The sequence below is a fragment of the Streptomyces sp. Ncost-T10-10d genome (assembly GCF_900091955.1).
Taxonomy (GTDB): domain Bacteria; phylum Actinomycetota; class Actinomycetes; order Streptomycetales; family Streptomycetaceae; genus Streptomyces.
The window spans coordinates 1-17,952 of record NZ_FMDF01000149.1 but is presented as its reverse complement, the minus strand read 5'-3'; the positions used below and the strand labels follow the sequence as shown (position 1 = coordinate 17,952).

At 70.5% G+C, this 17,952-nt stretch carries 13 protein-coding genes and 1 pseudogene; 2 read left to right on the top strand and 12 right to left on the bottom strand.

From position 1 onward, the window contains the following. Positions 1–65: 65 nt before the first annotated feature. Entirely contained in the window at positions 66–1,229 is a 1,164-nt protein-coding gene (locus GA0115254_RS26360) for a PQQ-dependent sugar dehydrogenase (protein WP_176740293.1), read from the top strand. Between the two features lie 31 nt (positions 1,230–1,260). Next, a complete protein-coding gene (locus tag GA0115254_RS26355; RefSeq protein ID WP_256102786.1) occupies positions 1,261–1,563 on the top strand; it encodes a DUF6191 domain-containing protein in 303 nt (100 codons plus the stop codon). A 22-nt stretch (positions 1,564–1,585) separates the two neighbouring features. Here GA0115254_RS26355 and GA0115254_RS26350 read toward each other — a convergent pair whose 3' ends face one another. The 12 genes and pseudogenes from GA0115254_RS26350 to gatC form a co-directional block, all read right to left on the bottom strand. Continuing rightward, the gene (locus GA0115254_RS26350) at positions 1,586–4,744 is read right to left on the bottom strand and encodes a helix-turn-helix transcriptional regulator (RefSeq protein WP_176740292.1); all 3,159 of its coding nucleotides are present in this window, start codon (positions 4,742–4,744) and stop codon (positions 1,586–1,588) included. 69 nt (positions 4,745–4,813) lie between these two features. Then, positions 4,814–4,999, bottom strand: coding sequence for a hypothetical protein (locus GA0115254_RS26345; RefSeq protein ID WP_093897785.1), 186 nt, complete (start codon positions 4,997–4,999; stop codon positions 4,814–4,816). 210 nt (positions 5,000–5,209) lie between these two features. Beyond that, positions 5,210–5,902, bottom strand: coding sequence for a hypothetical protein (locus GA0115254_RS26340; RefSeq protein ID WP_093897784.1), 693 nt, complete (start codon positions 5,900–5,902; stop codon positions 5,210–5,212). 71 nt (positions 5,903–5,973) lie between these two features. Next, the gene (locus GA0115254_RS26335) at positions 5,974–6,528 is read right to left on the bottom strand and encodes a GNAT family N-acetyltransferase (protein WP_093897783.1); all 555 of its coding nucleotides are present in this window, start codon (positions 6,526–6,528) and stop codon (positions 5,974–5,976) included. Continuing rightward, on the bottom strand, positions 6,528–8,774 hold the full coding sequence (locus tag GA0115254_RS26330) for an MMPL family transporter (protein WP_093897782.1): 2,247 nt from the start codon (positions 8,772–8,774) through the stop codon (positions 6,528–6,530). Before GA0115254_RS26330 ends, GA0115254_RS26335 begins: the two co-directional genes overlap by 1 nt. Positions 8,775–8,959: 185 nt before the next feature. Continuing rightward, positions 8,960–10,435 (bottom strand): hypothetical protein, encoded by a 1,476-nt coding sequence (locus GA0115254_RS26325; RefSeq protein WP_093897781.1) that lies wholly within the window; start codon positions 10,433–10,435, stop codon positions 8,960–8,962. A 78-nt stretch (positions 10,436–10,513) separates the two neighbouring features. Next, positions 10,514–12,639, bottom strand: a pseudogene (locus GA0115254_RS26320) (phosphocholine-specific phospholipase C). A gap of 132 nt (positions 12,640–12,771) precedes the next feature. After that, a complete protein-coding gene (locus GA0115254_RS26315; protein ID WP_370740944.1) occupies positions 12,772–14,049 on the bottom strand; it encodes an SLC13 family permease in 1,278 nt (425 codons plus the stop codon). An 81-nt stretch (positions 14,050–14,130) separates the two neighbouring features. Continuing rightward, the gene (gene gatB, locus GA0115254_RS26310) at positions 14,131–15,639 is read right to left on the bottom strand and encodes an Asp-tRNA(Asn)/Glu-tRNA(Gln) amidotransferase subunit GatB (protein ID WP_093897779.1); all 1,509 of its coding nucleotides are present in this window, start codon (positions 15,637–15,639) and stop codon (positions 14,131–14,133) included. 15 nt (positions 15,640–15,654) lie between these two features. Then, positions 15,655–15,894, bottom strand: coding sequence for a hypothetical protein (locus tag GA0115254_RS26305; RefSeq protein ID WP_093897778.1), 240 nt, complete (start codon positions 15,892–15,894; stop codon positions 15,655–15,657). Then, positions 15,891–17,393, bottom strand: a complete 1,503-nt coding sequence (gene gatA / locus GA0115254_RS26300) for an Asp-tRNA(Asn)/Glu-tRNA(Gln) amidotransferase subunit GatA (RefSeq protein ID WP_093897777.1) — start codon at positions 17,391–17,393, stop codon at positions 15,891–15,893. Before gatA ends, GA0115254_RS26305 begins: the two co-directional genes overlap by 4 nt. A 5-nt stretch (positions 17,394–17,398) precedes the next feature. Then, positions 17,399–17,695 (bottom strand): Asp-tRNA(Asn)/Glu-tRNA(Gln) amidotransferase subunit GatC, encoded by a 297-nt coding sequence (gene gatC, locus GA0115254_RS26295; RefSeq protein ID WP_015036350.1) that lies wholly within the window; start codon positions 17,693–17,695, stop codon positions 17,399–17,401. Between the last annotated feature and the right edge of the window lie 257 nt (positions 17,696–17,952).

Sequence of the window (17,952 nt, the reverse complement as noted above, 5' to 3'; positions counted from 1 at the left end):
CTGTGCGCGGTGTTCTGTTCGGATCTGTACGAGACCTTGCGGGTCGTAGGGGGCGGCGTCGAGGCATGCGTCACGCAACGGTGGCCGTACTGGCGGCGGGCACGCTGCTGATGACCGCGGGGTGTTCCTCGGGGGACGGTTCCGGCGGTGCGGCGGGCGTCGGACACCTGCCGACGCCGTCCCGCCCCTCCGCTGCCGCGTCCCCGTCCGCTTCGGTGGCCCTGCCACCGGCGAAGGGCTCGGTCGAGGTGGTCTCCACGCTCACCGAGGGCCTCGACTCGCCGTGGGGGCTGGCGGAGCTGCCCGGCGGCGATCTGCTGGTCTCCTCGCGCGACAAGGGCACGATCACCCGGATCGACGGGAAGAGCGGCAAGAAGACCCTGCTGGGCGCCGTGCCCGGGGTGTCGCCCGGTGGGGAGGGAGGGCTGCTGGGGATCGCGGTCTCCCCCACGTACGGTTCGGACCATCTGGTGTACGCGTACTTCACGACCGAGTCCGACAACCGCATCGCGCGCATGCAGTACGACGAGAACGGCACGACGCCCGGCCGGCTACTGGGTGCACCGGACACGATTCTGCGGGGCATCCCGAAGGGCTCGATCCACAACGGCGGGCGGATCGCCTTCGGCCCGGATCACATGCTGTACGCGGGCACCGGGGAGACCGGGGACACCGGGCTCGCGCAGGACAAGAAATCGCTGGCCGGCAAGATCCTGCGGATGACCCCGGACGGCCGGCCGCTGCACGGCAATCCGGAGGCCGATTCCGTGGTGTATTCGTACGGGCACCGTAATGTGCAGGGGCTGGCCTGGGACGGGCAGAAGCAGCTGTGGGCGTCCGAATTCGGGCAGGACACCTGGGACGAGCTGAACCGGATCGAGCCGGGTGGGAATTATGGCTGGCCGGAGGTCGAGGGCAAGGCGGGGAAGCCGGGGTTCATCGATCCCGTGGCACAGTGGAAGACGTCCGAGGCGTCCCCGAGCGGGATCGCCTTCGCCAAGGGTTCGATCTGGATGGCGGGCCTGCGCGGTAAGCGGCTCTGGAGGATTCCGCTGTCCGGCAAGGAATCTCTGGCGGCCCCGCAGTCGTTCCTGAAGGGGAAGTACGGGCGTCTGCGCACGGTGCTCGCCGCGGGCGGCGACAAACTCTGGCTGGTCACGAGCAATACGGACACCCGTGGCACCCCGAAACCGGGAGACGACAGAATCCTGGTGCTGAAGGTCCGGTAGCTGCTACAGCAGGTGAAAGGGCGTGCGACCGGTGTTCAACTTCTTCGAGGAACTCTTCGCGCCGGGGCGTAAGCATGCCGCCGAGGAGCAGAAGCGGCTGGAGCTGACCCGGGTGGATCTCGGTGTCGGCGACCCCGGGCGCGGGCCCATAGACCTGGCCTCCGGAAAGGTGATCGTCAGGGCGTCCGGTACCGGCGAAGGTCCTGGGGCGGACCGTGGCGCGACAGACGCGATACCGGACCCTGACCAGGCAGCGGACGACTCCGATGAGACGTCCGGGCCGGATACCGATACCCCGGACGCTCAGGGGGCCGGTCCGGACGCGCGACCGTAGGCGGGGCCGGATGCCCCCGGTATCAGGAAGCGTTCCGGGCCGGGTAAAGGCGGAGCCGGTGGGCCAGGGCGGCCGCCTCACCGCGGCTGGAGACGCCGAGCTTGGCGAGAATGTTGGAGACGTGCACGCTCGCGGTCTTGGGTGAGATGAAGAGCTCCTCGGCGATCCTGCGGTTGGTGTGACCGGCCGCGACGAGACGGTGCACATCCTGTTCGCGTCGCGTCAGCCCGAACGACTCCACCGCCGCTGCTGCCGCCTCGCGCAGGTGGTCCTCGGTCTGCTCCGGGTCCGCCGCAGCGTCGGTGGTGCCGTCCTGGGCGGGGACGGTGACGGCGACCGGTATCTCTTGAGCGGTGCCGTGGGCCGGGGACCGGTCGGAGGTGGTGAGGGTGATGCGGGCGCGTCCGGCCAGCAGCTCGATGGTCTCGGTCAACGGGCGCGCGCCGAGTCGCCCGGCGGTGCGGTGGGCCTCGCGCAGCAGGGTGGTGGCCGCGGACCGGTCGCCTGCGGCGATCAGCAGGGCCTCGGCCCAGCGGTGGCGGATCTGTGCCAGCTCGTACGGGCGGTGCAGGGGGGCGAAGGCGGCGGCGGCGCGGGACCAGTGGTCGGGGGTGTCGAGGCCTTCGGCCCTGGCCAGTTCGGCGTCGACCAGGAGACCGTGGGCGGCCCAGATGGGAATGAGCGTCGGCAGCCGCTTCAGGTGGGTCCGGATGCCGGCGAGGATCGCCGGCCGGCCGGGTTCGGCGGCGGGCAGACCCCGGGCGTCGGCCTCGGCAGCGGCGGCGACATGGAGCAGCGGCAGGGCGTAGCGCTGGGTGCCGGGCGGGAAGCCCTGCTCCGCCTGCGCCTCGAAGGCGGCCCGCGCCTCGGGGAGCCGCCCCTGCTGCACGGCGAGGATCATGGCATGGCGTACGACGTTGATGAGGTGCTGGGGCTGCGGGTCGCGGGAGCCGAAGCAGCTTCGGGTCAGGGCGAGTTGAATCTCGGCCTCGGCCAGGTCGCCCTGGGCGAGGGCCAGTTCGGTACGGCGTGAGGCGACGAGCCCTCGCGCCTTGCTGGACTGGGCGGCACGGGCCGCCGCGTCGGTGGTCGCGCGGCTCTCGTCCCAGTGGCCGAGGGAGAAGAGCGAGGTCGCCTGGTTGCAGCGGACCCATGCCTCCATGTCGGCGATGCCGTGGCTGCGGCTGATGTCGATGCCGTGGTCCGCGGCGGCCACGGCCTCCAGGGAGCGGCCCATGGATTCGAGAGTGGAGGGGAGGTTGATGCCGGCCCGGCTCATGATGCCGACCAGGTGCAGTTCATCGGCGCGGTCGCGGACCGCGTACATCTCGGCGATGCCCTCGTCGACACTGCCCGCGTCGGCGGTGAGCCCGCCACGGGTGAGCCTGGCGTGCAGTTCGATGTACTCGTCACCGACGAGCCGGGCGTACTCCACGGCCCGGTCGACGGCTTGCAGTGTCTCGGCGCCCGGGCGGTGCAGGGCGCCCCAGCCCGCCACACTCATCAGGACATCGGCATGCACGACGGACGGGGGCAGGCCGCGGACGAGTTCCTGGGCGGTGGCCAGTTCCTGCGATCCGTCGCCACGGGTGAGGTCCTGCATCAGCCGGGAGCGCTGGACCCAGAACCAGGCGGCGCGCAGCGGGTCGTCCTCACCGTCCAGGACGCGCATGGCCTTCTTGGCGATGGCCAGGGCCCGTTCGCGTTCGCCGCCGAACCGGGCGGCGACGGTCGCCTCGGCCATCAGGTCGAGATAGCGCAGCGGGGTGGTGTCGGGGTCGCAGCCGCAGGCCGGGTAGCTCTCGGCGTAGTCGATGGGGCGCAGGGTGCGGCGCACATCGTCGGGGGCGTCGTCCCACAGCTCCATCGCCCTTTCCAGCAGGCGGAGTTGCTCGGAGAACGCGTAGCGACGGCGGGCCTCGACCGAGGCCTTCAGTACGGCGGGCAGGGCCTTGGCGGCATCGTGTGCGCCGTACCAGTAGCTGGCGATCCGGGTGGCCCGTTCACCGGCGCGGACGAGGGTGGGATCGATCTCCAGGGCTTCCGCATAGCGCCGGTTGAGCCGGGAGCGCTCGCCCGGCAGCAGATCGTCGCTGACGGCCTCGCGGACCAGGGAGTGACGGAAGCGGTAGCCGTTGCCCTCCGGGGTGGTGAGCAGCAGGTTGGCGCCGACGGCCGCCCGCAGCGCCCCGATGAGCTCGTCCTCGCCCAGGCCGGCGACCGCGGCCAGCAGTCCGTACTCGACGGTGGAACCGCCCTCGGCCACGATCCGGGCGACCTTCTGCGCGTCCTCGGGGAGCGCTTCGACACGGACGAGCAGCAGATCGCGCAGCGAGTCGGAGAGTCGGGAGCGGTCGCCGCTCTCCAGGCTGCAGGCGAGTTCCTCGACGAAGAAGGCGTTGCCGTCGGAGCGTTCGAAGATCTCGTCCACCAGGGCCGGCTCGGGGGCGGCGGCAAGGATGCCGGTGAGCTGGCGGCGGACCTCGGTGCGGTTGAAGCGGGCGAGTTCGATCCGGCGGACGGTACGCAGCCGGTCCAGTTCGGCGAGGAGGGGGCGCAGGGGGTGTCGGCGGTGGATGTCGTCGGAGCGGTAGGTGCCGATCACGACGAGGCGGCCGCTGCGGACGGTGCGGAAGAGATAGGCGAGGAGATGCCGGGTGGAGGCATCGGCCCAGTGCAGGTCCTCCAGTACGAGGACGACCGCGCGCTGCGCCGAGATGCGCTCCAGGAGTCTGGCGGTGAGTTCGAAGAGGCGGGCGGTGCTGTGCTCGTCGGTGGCGTCCCGGTCGGCCTCGCCGAGTTCGGGGAGCAGCCGGGCCAGTTCGCCCTCCTGCCCGGCGCAGGCGGCGGCCATCTCGTCGGGCAGGGTGCGGCGCAGGGCGCGCAGGGCGGTGGAGAACGGGGCGTAGGGCAGGCCATCGGCACCGACCTCGACGCAGCCGCCGACGGCGACGACGGCCTCGCGGCGCACCGCCGCCGCGAGGAACTCCTCGACCAGCCGGGTCTTGCCGACGCCCGCCTCGCCACCGATGAGCAGCGCCTGCGGCTCGCCGCCGGGGCGGTCGGCCCGGCCGGTGTCCTCTGCGGTGGCGCGGGTGAGCGCATCGACGAGCGAGGCGAATTCGCCTGCGCGGCCGACGAACACGGGACTGACGGACCTGGTCTCCACGTCGCTGAGCATCGCACATGGGTCCGAGGGTGCAGGCCCCGGAATCGGGTCGTCCGGCATCGCGAAGCCGTCACACACCTGCTACGCGGCGTGGGCGAACCGGTTCCGGTCCGTACTCACCGGCCCCTCGGCCTCCTTGTGTACGGATTCCCGGGCGGCCCTGCGGGTGGCGCGGCGGGCCCGACGGGCCTCCCCGACAAGCCGCTCCTGCTCGGCACGGCGCCGCAGTTCGATCGCGTTCATCTTGTGGAGTTCGAGCGTGTACATGTGCTTCTCCCGGAGGACGACGGCCCGTTGGGGCCTGGGGGGCGGCAGTGCTTCTGCCGTGCCCCCACTGTCGTCTCCCAGGGGGTGTCGCCACATCGGGCGAGTTCCGCATCTTCGCGGGGCGGGGGGCCTTAGCCGGGTGCGGACACTGCCGCACACGGCCGGGGCCGCCCTGGCGGATGCCTTAGACGGCCTTAGGACGGTACGTACTCACTTGGTGATGCCCGCGGTCGGCAGAGCGACGATGAGGTCGAAGTACATGCCGGCGGATATCACCAGGCCGAGGACACCGAGCGCGATGCCGGCGGTCGCTACGGCACGCACCCAGCCGGGCTGCGGGTGCGGGGAGGGTGCGCCGAAGGCAGGGCGGACCAGGGCGAAGACGCCGACCAGCAGGGCGAGCAGTGCGAAGAGGCCGTTGACCAGCGCGGTGGAGTGCCAGGCGTCGCCGTAGATCTCCGAGATCTGCTGGGCCGCGGTGCCACCGCCCGAGGTCTTGATCTGCCCGATCAGGGTCTCGCGCTCGGCGGCGACCTTGCCGGTCCATGACCCGCTCAGCGCGACGACACCGAGACCGGTGGCGGCCACGGCCGCGGCGGCCGATGCGAGGCCGGACGACTCCTTGCCGGAGTCGTCGAAGTCGGGGTCCGTGAAGTCGGAGTCGTCGTCGGAGTCCTTGAAGACGGCATCCGCATCGAGGTCCTGGGCGGGGTCCGGCGCGGAACCCGCTCCGGCGCCGTCGGCCACCGCGGGCTCTCCCTCGGCTTCGGCCGCCCCCTTGTCGAGGCTGTACGCCGCGTCCTTGGCGGTGTTCTCCTCGGCCGCGGTCTCCTCGGCGTCGAGAACAGCGGGAGCGGCAGGGCCGGTGGGAGTGGTGGGGTTCTTGGGAGTTCCGGGGTTCATGTCCCGCACGGTAGGCGGCCCGGATGAGAACCCTCTTAACGCGCGCCGCCGGCCGGCCCCCTGCCCCGGCCTCAGGCCTTCTGCGCGCGCCACTCCCGGGCCAGTACGGACCAGATCTCCGAGTCGTGCCGCTCGCCGCGGTACAGGTAGTTCTCGCGCAGCACCCCGTCGCGTGTCATACCGAGCCGCTTGGCCACAGCGATGCTTCGGGTGTTCGCGGCGGACGCGCGCCACTCCACGCGGTGCATGCCGCGCTCGTACACCGCCCAGTCGATCAGCTTCCGTGTCGCCCGGGTGACCAGGCCACGCCCCTCCCCCGCCGGCTCCAGCCAGCAGCCGACCTCGCAGTTCCCGGATTCCGTGTCGAAGATCCGGAACAGGACACCGCCGACGAGCGTGCCGTCCAGCCAGATGCCGTAGAGGCGCCCCGTGTCGGCCGCCTGCTTCTCCGCGTACTGCCGGAGCAGGGCACGCGCCGAGTCCAGGTCGGTGGCGAACGAGGCGAGGGGGATCCAGGGGTCGACGATCTCGCGTGCCCGGTCCATATGGGCGAGGAATTCCGCCGCCCGCCAGATCTCCAGCGGCCGCAGTTCCGCTCCGTCGTCGCCCAGGGATATCGCGAACATCATGCTCCTTCTCGAACCGATTCCACCGTTTGCACTGCCTGCGCGGTTCCCACCGGTTCCACCGGTTTCGCTGTCTGCGGGATTTTCCCATACGGCACGCGGCACTCGGGAGGCTCGATGCTGATCCGCGGCAGCCGCCGGTCCAGCCAGCGCGGCAGCCACCAGTTCGCTCCGCCCAGCAGATGCATCAGGGACGGGACCAGCAGCGTACGGAGAACGAAGGCGTCGAGGGCGACCGCCGCGGCGAGCGCGATTCCGAACATGGCGATGACCCGGTCCCCGCTGAGGACGAAGGCGAGGAAGACCGAAATCATGATCACGGCCGCGGAGTTGATCACGCGGCTGGTCTCGGCGAGGCCGACTCGTACCGCCCGCCGGTTGTCACCGGTCTCCAGCCACTCCTCGTGCATCCGCCCGACCAGGAACACCTGGTAGTCCATGGAGAGCCCGAAGAGTACAGACACCATGATGACCGGCAGGAACGGTTCGATGGGACCCGAGCTGCCCAGCCCCAGCAGCTCGCTCCCCCACCCCCACTGGAAGATCGCGACGACGATTCCGAACGAGGAGGCGACGGCCGCCACATTCATCACGGCGGCCTTCAGCGGAATGCCGATCGACCGGAAGGCCATCAGCAGGAGCAGACAGCCGAGCCCTATGACGACGCCGATGAAGAGCGGGAGTTTGCCGATGATGATCCGGGCGAAGTCGTCGTAGCCGGCCGTCATCCCGCCCACATGGGCCCGCAGCGAGGTGTTCGCCTCGGCCTGCGGGAGGACGTCCGTACGCAGCCGGCCGACGAGCGTGTTGGTCTCCTGCGACTGCGGTGACGACTTCGGCACAACGGTGATGAAGGCCGCACTGCCACTGTTGTTGTACGTGACCGGGCCGACCGAGGCCACGCCGTCGGTGGCTCGCAGGGCGTCCGGCAGGCCGTCCATCGCCAGCCGGTCGTCCGCGCCGTCGAGCTGTGCGGCGATCGTCAGCGGGCCGTTGACGCCCGGTCCGAATCCGTCGGCCAGCAGGTCGTACGCCTGCCGGGCGGTCGACGAGGAGGCGTTGTTGCCCTGGTCGGAGGTGCCCAGGTGCAGGGAGAACGTGGGCAGCGCGAGGACCAGCATCACCACGGCGGCGAACGCCCCGAGCAGCTTGGGGTGGCGTTCGACGAACGCGGACCAGCGGGCGGCGAAGCCGGTGGGCAGTTCGGGCTGCGGTCCGCGCTCTGCGAGCCTTCTGCGCTCGCGCCGGCTCAGCGCCCGCACGCCGATGAAGGACAGCAGGGCAGGCAGCAGGGTCACGGAGGCGGCCACGGTCAGGACGACGGTGAGCGAGGCGGCGATCGCCACGCCGTTGAGGAACCCGAGCCGCAGGATCAGCATGCCGAGCAGCGCTGTGCAGACGGTGGCTCCGGCGAAGACGACGGCCCGCCCGGTCGTCGCGACGGCGTTCTGCGCCGCCTCGGCGACGGTCATGCCTGTGCGCAGTCCTGTGCGGTGCCGGGTGACGATGAACAACGCGTAGTCGATGCCGACGCCGAGCCCTATCAGCATGCCCAGCATGGGGGCGAAGTCGGCGACGGTCATCACATGGCCCAGCAGCACGATGCCCGCGTACGCCGTGCCGACGGAGACGAGAGCAGTGGCGATGGGCAGCATGCTGGCGCCGAGCGAGCCGAAGGCGAGGAACAGGACGACGGCTGCGACGACGACCCCGATGGCCTCGCTGAAGTGGACGGACGGCGCCTCGGTGAGGGCGATGGCAGAGCCGCCCAGTTCCACCTGGAGGTGGTCGCCGGCGGCAGCCTTCGCTGTGTCGACGACCGCCCGGGCCTGCTGCACCGGGATGTCGTCGGACTGCTGGTCGAAGGTGATCGTGGCGTAGGCGGTGTGTCCGTCCTCGCTGATCTGCCCGGCGCCTGACGCCCCGTACGGTCCGGTGACTGCGCCGACCCCGGGCAGTTCCTCGACCGCGTGCAGGGTCCGGGTCATCGTCTGGCGGACATCGGCGGCCCGCACGGTGGAGTCGGTGGTGTGCCAGACGATGGTGTCCGTGTCACCGCCGAGGTCCGTGAAACCGCTCTTGAGAAGCTCGGCGGCCCGGCCGGACTCCGTACCGGGCACGTCGTAGTCGTTGGAGTAGGCAGAACCCGCGAAGCCCGCCGCGGTGGCTGCGCCGCCGAGGGCGAGGAGCCAGATGAGGACGGCGACGAGGCGGTGCCTGATGCACCAGCGGGCAATGGCGGCCAACGGACGTGCTCCCTGAGGGTTCGCGGATCTTTACCGGGACAAAACATGAATTACCCGCAAAGAACACATGACCTGAGAACCGCCACTCTGGCAGCCGAAGGTGATCATTTGTCGCTTTCGTGGCCTTACTCACAATGGCCGCAGGAATTTCCGTGGCCCCCAAGTCGCAGCGACCTCAGGCCATCTCACTCGGTCAGTCGTTCCGCCGCCTCCAGTTCTTCCTCGAACTGCTCCTCGATCTCCGCGATTCCCTTCGCCACGGCCTCCGCCAGATGGACGGGGCAGGTCAGCACCTCGCTCCCGAAGCCCTGGCCGGAGTCCGGGCCAAGGGCGGGGCATGCGTCGGGGGCGTAGAGGTGCGCGATGCGTGCCAAGCGGTCGGACGTGCGCTCATGGCCGGGCGCATGGCCGTCCGCGTGGGCGCATGCGCCGCCGGGCAGGGTGGCGGCAGCGGTACGGAGGATTCCGAGGATCTCGCGGGCGATTCCGTACGACAGCTGCAGGGAATCGGCCGCCGTGCCCATCAGGAGCAGCAGGACGGTCCGGTCGAGCGCGGGTCCGTCGGGGCCGAGCTGCTCGTACCGCCGGGCGGCCCAGAGCGCCGCCTCCTCGGAGGCCGTCTCGTCCTTGAACGGGACATGCCGCTCGCTCAGCGGTTTGATGTCGAGCCGGCCGTCGGGGCGCAGATACACCGGGTCCAGATGTGCTGTCTCCCGGGTGCCGAAGAGTCTGTCGACCGCTTCGCGCAGATGGTCGCGGGCCTCGACGGCGAGGGCGCGCAGGAAGGTGGTGCACGTCCATGCCTCCAGCGAGGCCCCGTGACCGTCCTCGTGTTCCTCGCGCAGGACGGTCCGGCCGCCGGGACTCTGCAGGTGGATGCCCTCGGCGGCCTGCTGGTCGCTGCCGGAGTGCAGTGCCGGGTGCTCGCCGTCCTCGTGCGCGCAGGCCTCGTCCGGCAGCAGCGGCAGTACGGACTCCAGGCCCTCGATCATGTCGTCGAGCAGCGACCGCCGTCTGATCCGGCCCGACCCCGCGTACCAGCAGTTCGCATGGGCGACGACGACATAGCCGGCGAGAGCGGCCCGGGAGAGACCGCTGGGCGGTCCGGCGTGGATCTCCAGGTCCCAGAACGGATCACCGTTCGGATAGTCGTTGAGCACACTGCCCAGGCTGCGGATGTATCTCTGATGGCTTTCGGGGACGATCTCGGGGATGCCGTCCGTGCTGCCTGGCAGGATCACATCGGCGGCCGTCCGAGCCCATCCGGCGGCGTTGTGGGGGCAGACCTCGGCCTCGTCCCACGCAGCGAGCGGAACCTGGACGTCCGGCGCGTCGAGCAGCGCGTCCGCGTCCGTGTCCCACTCCTCCAGGCTGTCGGTGTACGGATGGGCCGCGTGCCCGCACCCGCCGGCCTGAAGACACTGCTCGTCCATGGCCTCGGCGGCGGCGCCGAGCGCGTCCACCACGACCCGCTCGACGCCGGCGCCGCGTCGCCCGAGGACGTACCGCGCCATGTTCACCAGACCGAAGGTCAGCAGGACCGCCTGCTCGCCGTCCGGTTCGGCGGCGAGCAGGCGGGCGCACTCCAGGACGACGGGGTCCGCCTCCTCGGGAGCGGCGCCCGCCGTGACTCCGGCCCATTTCCCGATCAGTTCAGTCATGATCAAGGAAACGCATGCCGCGCCGCGGCGGTTCCGGTGGACGCCGAACCCCCGTACGGAGGCCTGCCGGACGGCCCGTCAGCCGGAGACGCTCGCCCGGCCGTTCTCGATGTGCCCCATCAGCCGTCGCCGGAAGACATCGTCCCCGTCGACGGTGACGGACAGGTCGTACCAGCCGTGTGCGTCGGCCGCCGAGTGCACGACCGTACGGCTGCGTCCCGGCTTGACCTTGACGGTCCTGGTCCAGTCCCGCAGGTCCGCCTCGTCGACGTACCCCAACGGCCGCACGGTGAAGGTGAGCGTCGTCCGCCCCGTGTTGCGCAGGGTGAGATGCAGATCCCGCTCGTGCGCGTCGACCCGCGAGGCGACCTCGGCCCCGGCCGAAACGCCGTCCTTCGCGGGCCCGGCGAACTCGCGCCGGAAGCCGTTCGGCCCGGTCACCGTGAACCGGTACGCCGCACCGGCGAGGGGCACCGTCCATCGCGCCGTGCCCCTCACATCCCGGTGCTGCGGTACGGGGAACTCCCCGGCGTACGGATACAGCGCGAAGTGCGCCGACGAGCGCCCCGTGTTGCTCAGGGCCACCTGCACCGCCCCGTCCACCAGCTTCGCCTGGGCGTCCGGCTGGTACGGCAGCGCGCGGGCCGGGCGGGCTCCGGGCTCCTGTACGGGCATGTGCTGCACGAGCGGCGGCTTCGGCGCCCAGCGTCCGCTGAACGGCGGGATGGCGGCGGGCTGCTCGACCTCGGGCCGGCGCCGCGCGCGCTTGAAGTCGAAGGCCGAGGTCAGATCGCCGGTGACGGTGCGCCGCCAGTCGCTGATGTTCGGTTCCTTCACGCCGGTCCAGCGCTCCAGGAAGCGGATCACGGAGGTGTGGTCGAAGACCTCGGAGCAGACGTAGCCGCCCACGGTCCACGGCGACACGACGAGCAGCGGCACCCGGATCCCGAGACCGGTGGGCTTGCCCTCCCACTGTTCCTCGGCCACCTCGGGCGGCGCGACCGGCGGCGGCACGTGGTCGAAGAAGCCGTCGTTCTCGTCGTAGTTGATGAGGACAGCGGTGTGCCGCCACACATCGGGGTGCTTGCCCAGCGCGTCCAGGATCTTGTAGACGATCGTCGCGCTGTGGATCGGCGAGGAGACGCTCGGGTGCTCGGAGTCGACGGCCGACGGCACCAGATAGGAGACCTCGGGCAGCGTGCCCGCCGCCACGTCCTTGGCGAACTCATCGGCCAGCGTTCCGGTCTCCACCCGGCGCAATGCACGCTCGAAGAGGCTGCGTTCGGCCTTGTCCAGGGTGGCGACGCCCTCTTCGAGCAGAGCGAACAGCTGCTCCCGCTCCGTGGCGTCCGCGTCCCGTACCGCCGAGTAGAACGACTCCATGTACGTATGGCCGCCGGTCTTCGCCAGCGCCTTGCGGGCGATCGCCTTGAAGGTGGCGAAGAACTCGATCTGGTTGTCGGTGAAGTTCTCCCACTCGGTGTACGTGCGCCAGCTGCGCCCGGCCTTCTCCAGCCGCTCCGCGTACGTGCCCCAGTCGTACCCGGGGTGCGTGCCCTCGTTGTACGCGTCGTTCCCGACGGCCCGCTTGCCGTTCGCCTCGTTGCCCGTCTTCCCGCTCCACAGGTGGTTGCGGTTGGGGCTGGTCGAGGTGTGGATGGAGGAGTGGTAGGCGTCGCAGACCGTGAAGGTGTCGGCCAGTTCGTAGTGCAGCGGGATGTCACGGCGGTCGTAGTACGCCATGGTGGCGGCCGTCTTCGCGGTCACCCAGCCGTTCATCCACCCCCGGCCCAGGCCTTCCCGCCACCGCTCCAGGAATGGTCGAGCGCGCCGATGTACTGGAGGTCCTTCTTCTGCGTCTCGGCGGCGTCCCGCACCGGGAACGGCAGCACCGAGGTGCCCAGCGGGGCGGGCTGCTCGAAGACGGGCTTGCCGGAGGGCAGTTCGACGGCGTTGCGGTCGCCGAAGCCGCGCACTCCTCGGAGCGTCCCGAAGTAATGGTCGAAGGAACGATTCTCCTGCATCAGGATCACCACATGCTTGATGGCTCCGAGCCCGTCACCGCCACCGGACCCCGCCGAATGTTCCGGCTGCGCGGCAATCGCGGCCTGCAGCGACGGCGGAAGCAGTGACCCCGCAGCCGCGACGCCGAGTGCACCGCCGCCGAGCGCGAAGAGCCGTCGCCGTGAAATGTCCGTGGTCAAGTGAGCCTCCCGAGTCATGTCGTTCAGCCCGGAAACTAATCAAGCCAGGTGGCGCCGGGAAGGATTTCGTACGGCTCGGTGGTGAACGTCCAACAGGTCGGCCGGGAAAGTCCAACCGCGCCCCGCACCCGATCACACCCCGATCAGCTGCAGCGCACCCCACAGCGCGACCGTCGACACGGCCAGCGTCGCCGGTACGGTCAGCAGCCCCAGCCGGGTGAAGTGGCCGAGGTCGGGCGCGGCACCGTGGCTGTGCAGGATGCGGCGCCAGAGCAGGGTGGCGAGCGAGCCGACGTACGTGAGGTTCGGGCCGAGGTTCACGCCGATCAGTGCGGCAAGCAGCGGGCCGGGACCCGCGGCCGCGACGACCGGGAGCAGAGCGAGGATCGCGGGCAGGTTGTTGATCAGGTTGGCGAGCACGGCCGCCACCGCGGCCACTGCAAGCAGCGCGGGAAGCGACGAGCCGCCCGGCAGGAGGGTGTCGATCCCCGCACCGAGGCCGTTGTCGACCACGGCCTTGACCACGACGCCCAGCGCCAGTACGAACAGGCAGAACAGCGGGTTGGCGGAGCGGACGAGGCCCCTGACGGTGGTCTCGCGCTTCGCCAGCGCACGGACGGCCAGCACCCCGGCACCCGCCAGCGCCGCCCACAGCGGTTCCGCACCCGCGAACGAGGTGACGACGAATCCGCCCAGGGTCAGGGCAAGGACGACGAGCGTGAAAACGGGGATGCCCGGACGGTCCTCCCGCGGCCTCGACGGATACGCACCCGCTGCCAGATCGGCGGCGAAGACCCGGCGGAACACGGCGTACTCGACGGCGATGGCGGCCAGCCACGGCAGGGTCATCAGCGCGGCGAAGCGGGTGAAGGAGAGGCCGCTCGCGGTGAACGCCAGGAGGTTGGTGAGATTGGAGACCGGCAGCAGCAGGGACGCCGAGTTGGCCAGGTGCGCACAGGCGTAGACGTACGGGCGGGGGCGGGCGCCGACGCGGGCGGCTGTGGCGAGGACGACGGGGGTCAGCAGGACCACGGTCGCGTCCAGGCTGAGCACAGCGGTGATCACGGAGGCCACGACGAAGACCCCGCCGAGCAGGGGACCGGTCCGTCCGCCGCAGGCCCGGGCGACCAGATCACCGGCGGCCGTGAACAGCCCCTCGTCCGCACAGAGCTGGGCCAGGACCAGAATCGCCGCGAGGAATCCGACGACCGGCAGCAGGCTGCCCACCTGTGCGCGGGCTTCCGGCCACGGGACCGCACCGGCCACGGTCACCAGCACGGCCACGGGCACGGCAACGGTCGCCTCCGGCAGCCCCCGGGGGCGTACGACGGCGAAGGCCAGCACGCCGAGCAGGAGGACGACGGAGACGATCTCGGCAGTGACGGTGTTCAGCGGACTGACTCTCCGGATGGGTGAAGGGGCGGTGCACCCGGCTCACGGGTGCACCACCCCTTCAGGGACGTGCGGAAACCGCCCACGCAGGGGACGGGATCAGCCCTCGACGCCGAGCTTCTCCAGGATCAGCTCGCGCACACGGGCCGCGTCCGCCTGGCCGCGGGTGGCCTTCATGACCGCGCCGACGAGCGCGCCCGCCGCCGCGACCTTGCCGCCGCGGATCTTGTCCGCGATGGCCGCGTTGGCGGCGATGGCCTCGTCCACGGCAGCGCCCAGCGCGCCCTCGTCGGAGACGACCTTCAGGCCGCGCTTCTCGACGACGGTGTCCGGGTCGCCCTCGCCCGCGAGGACGCCCTCGATGACCTGGCGAGCCAGCTTGTCGTTGAGGTCGCCCGAGGTGACGAGCTCGGCCACCCTGGCGACCTGCACCGGGGTGATCGGCAGCTCGTCGAGGCCGCGGCCGGTCTCGTTGGCGTTACGGGCCAGCTCGCCCATCCACCACTTGCGGGCCTGGTCCGAGGGGGCGCCCGCGTCGGTCGTGGCGACGATCAGGTCGACCGCACCGGCGTTGAGGATGGACTGCATGTCGTGCTCGGAGACGCCCCACTCCTCCTTCAGCCGGTTGCGGCGCACCCGCGGCATCTCGGGGAGGCCCTTGCGGAGCTCCTCGACCCACTCGCGGGCCGGGGCGACCGGCACCAGGTCGGGCTCGGGGAAGTAGCGGTAGTCCTCGGCGTTGTCCTTGATGCGGCCGGCCGTGGTGGAGCCGTCCTCCTCGTGGAAGTGCCGGGTCTCCTGCACGACCGTGCCGCCCGAGCTCAGCACCGCGGCGTGGCGCTGGATCTCGAAGCGGGCCGCGCGCTCGACGGAACGCAGCGAGTTCACGTTCTTCGTCTCGGAGCGCGTACCGAACGTCTCGGTGCCGTTGGGGCGCAGCGACAGGTTGACGTCGCAGCGCATCTGGCCCATCTCCATCCGGGCCTCCGACACACCGAGCGCCTTGATGAGCTCGCGGAGCTCGGCGACGTACGCCTTGGCGACCTCGAGGGCACGTGCGCCCGCGCCCTCGATCGGCTTGGTGACGATCTCGATGAGCGGGATGCCCGCACGGTTGTAGTCGAGCAGGGAGTGGGACGCGCCCTGGATACGGCCGGTGGCACCGCCGACGTGGGTCGACTTGCCGGTGTCCTCCTCCATGTGGGCGCGCTCGATCTGCACCCGGAAGATCTCCCCGTCCTCCAGCTGGACGTCCAGATAACCGTTGTAGGCGATCGGCTCGTCGTACTGGGAGGTCTGGAAGTTCTTCGGCATGTCCGGATAGAAGTAGTTCTTCCGAGCAAAGCGGCACCACTCGGCGATCTCGCAGTTCAGCGCGAGGCCGATCTTGATGGCTGACTCGACGCCGATCTCGTTGACGACCGGCAGTGCGCCGGGCAGGCCGAGACAGACCGGGCAGGTCTGGGAGTTGGCGTCCTGCTTGAGTTCGGTCGAGCAGCCGCAGAACATCTTGGTCTTGGTGCCGAGCTCGACATGGACCTCCAGGCCCATGACGGGGTCGTAGGACGCGAGCGCGTCCTCGTACGACACCAGGTCAGTGACAGTCACGGTGAAACTTCCCTCTCAGCCCAGCAGTACGTCGTCATCGCCGATGCGCTTGAGTTCGCGCAGCAGCAGGGCGACACCAGTGGCGATGGCGGCGGCGGAGACAACGGCGTCGATCAGTCGGAGCGTGTCGTGTTCGAAGCGGGCCTTCCTGGCCTGCTTGATGACGCCGAGCGCCCCGAAAGCGGTGGTGCCGATGGACAGGTACGTACCGGTCTTGGACTTCTTGAAGCCCTTGGCCTTGGTCAGTGCGCTCACAGCGACGGAGCCTCCTCCAGCAGCGGGTGGCCCCACTTTTCCACGAAGGCGGCCTCGACGGCGGCTCCGACCTTGTACAGCCGGTCGTCCTTCATGGCGGGGGCGATGATCTGCAGTCCGACCGGCAGGCCGTCCTCCGGGGCCAGGCCGCAGGGCAGCGACATGGCGGAGTTGCCGGCGAGGTTGGTCGGAATGGTGCACAGGTCCGCGAGGTACATCGCCATCGGGTCGTCGGCGCGCTCGCCGATCGGGAAGGCGGTGGTGGGCGTCGTCGGGGAGACGATCACATCGACCTGCTCGAAGGCCTTCTCGAAGTCCTGGGTGATGAGGGTGCGGACCTTCTGCGCCGAGCCGTAGTACGCGTCGTAGTAGCCGGAGCTGAGGGCGTACGTACCGAGGATGACGCGGCGCTTGACCTCGTCGCCGAAGCCGGCCTCGCGGGTGAGCGCGGTGACGTCCTCGGCGGACCGCGTGCCGTCGTCGCCGACCCGCAGGCCGTAACGCATGGCGTCGAAGCGGGCCAGGTTGGAGGAGCATTCGGACGGGGCGATCAGGTAGTACGCCGACAGCGCCAGGTCGAACGACGGGCAGTCCAGCTCCACGATCGTGGCACCGAGCGACTTCAGCAGCTCGACCGACTCGTTGAAGCGCTGGACGACGCCGGCCTGGTAGCCCTCACCGGCGAACTGCTTGACGACACCGATGCGCATGCCGTCGACGCTGCCGTTGCGCGCGGCCTCGACGACCGGCGGGACCGGGGCGTCGATGGACGTCGAGTCCATCGGGTCGTGCCCGGCGATCACCTCGTGCAGCAGGGCCGCGTCCAGGACGGTACGGGCGCAGGGCCCGCCCTGGTCCAGGGAGCTGGAGAACGCCACCATGCCGTAACGGGAGACGCCGCCGTAGGTGGGCTTGACGCCGACGGTGCCGGTGACGGCTGCGGGCTGGCGGATGGAACCGCCGGTGTCCGTGCCGATGGCGAGCGGAGCCTCGTACGACGCGAGCGCGGCCGAGGAGCCGCCGCCGGAGCCGCCCGGGATACGGGTGAGGTCCCACGGGTTGCCGGTCGGGCCGTAGGCGCTGTTCTCGGTGGAGGACCCCATGGCGAACTCGTCCATGTTGGTCTTGCCGAGGATGACGACGTCGGCAGCCTTCAGCTTCTTGGTGAGGGTCGCGTCGTACGGCGGGATCCAGCCTTCGAGGATCTTGGAGCCGACGGTGGTCGGCATGCCCTCGGTGGTGAAGATGTCCTTCAGCGCGAGCGGGACACCGGCCAGCGGACCGAGCTTCTCACCGGCCGCCTTCTTCGCGTCGACGGCACGGGCCTGCGCGAGCGCGCCCTCGCGGTCGATGTGCAGGAAGGCGTGGACCTTCTCGTCGACCGCGTCGATCCGGGCCAGGTGTGCCTCGGTGACCTCGACGGCGGTGAGCTCGCCGGACGTGATCTTCGCGGCGATCTCGGCGGCGGTGAGCTTGATGATGGTGCTGTTGTCCGTCATGGCTTTTAGTCCTCCCCCAGGATCTGCGGCACCTTGAAACGCTGCTGCTCCTGGGCCGGGGCGCCGGAGAGCGCCTGCTCGGGGGTGAGCGACGGACGGACCTCGTCCGCGCGCATGACGTTGGTCAGCGGCAGCGGGTGGGAGGTCGGCGGTACGTCTTGGTCGGCGACCTCGGAGACGCGGGCGACCGCGCCGATGATGTCGTCGAGCTGACCGGCGAAGTGATCGAGCTCTTCGCCCTTCAGCTCCAGACGCGCCAGCCGGGCGAGGTGGGCGACCTCCTCGCGCGTGATGCCAGGCATGCAGCGATCCTCAGGGGTTGGTGTGTGGTTTTGGCCCAATCCTATGGTGTCGCCCGCGGCCACTCCCGCCACCCGGGCGAACGCCCTGGTCAGGCGACGGATTCGAGTCCGTCCGGCGAGTCCGGTTCAGGCCGTTCCGGCATTTGGGGACAGAGCGGCCACCGGACTGCGCCGGTGCCCACACGCCGCACTCCCCGTGCTCATGTCGTCGCGGGCCTCGACTCGACCGCGCGCCCGGACGGCCGCTGCTCCAGCTC

Coding starts and splice junctions, on each gene's coding strand:
- GA0115254_RS26360 (WP_176740293.1), top strand. CDS start 66: ATGCGTCACGCAACGGTGGCCGTACTGGCGGCGGGCACGCTGCTGATG.
- GA0115254_RS26350 (WP_176740292.1), bottom strand. CDS start 4,744: ATGCTCAGCGACGTGGAGACCAGGTCCGTCAGTCCCGTGTTCGTCGGC.
- GA0115254_RS26345 (WP_093897785.1), bottom strand. CDS start 4,999: ATGTACACGCTCGAACTCCACAAGATGAACGCGATCGAACTGCGGCGC.
- GA0115254_RS26340 (WP_093897784.1), bottom strand. CDS start 5,902: ATGAACCCCGGAACTCCCAAGAACCCCACCACTCCCACCGGCCCTGCC.
- GA0115254_RS26335 (WP_093897783.1), bottom strand. CDS start 6,528: ATGTTCGCGATATCCCTGGGCGACGACGGAGCGGAACTGCGGCCGCTG.
- GA0115254_RS26325 (WP_093897781.1), bottom strand. CDS start 10,435: ATGACTGAACTGATCGGGAAATGGGCCGGAGTCACGGCGGGCGCCGCT.
- gatA (WP_093897777.1), bottom strand. CDS start 17,393: ATGACGGACAACAGCACCATCATCAAGCTCACCGCCGCCGAGATCGCC.
- gatC (WP_015036350.1), bottom strand. CDS start 17,695: ATGCCTGGCATCACGCGCGAGGAGGTCGCCCACCTCGCCCGGCTGGCG.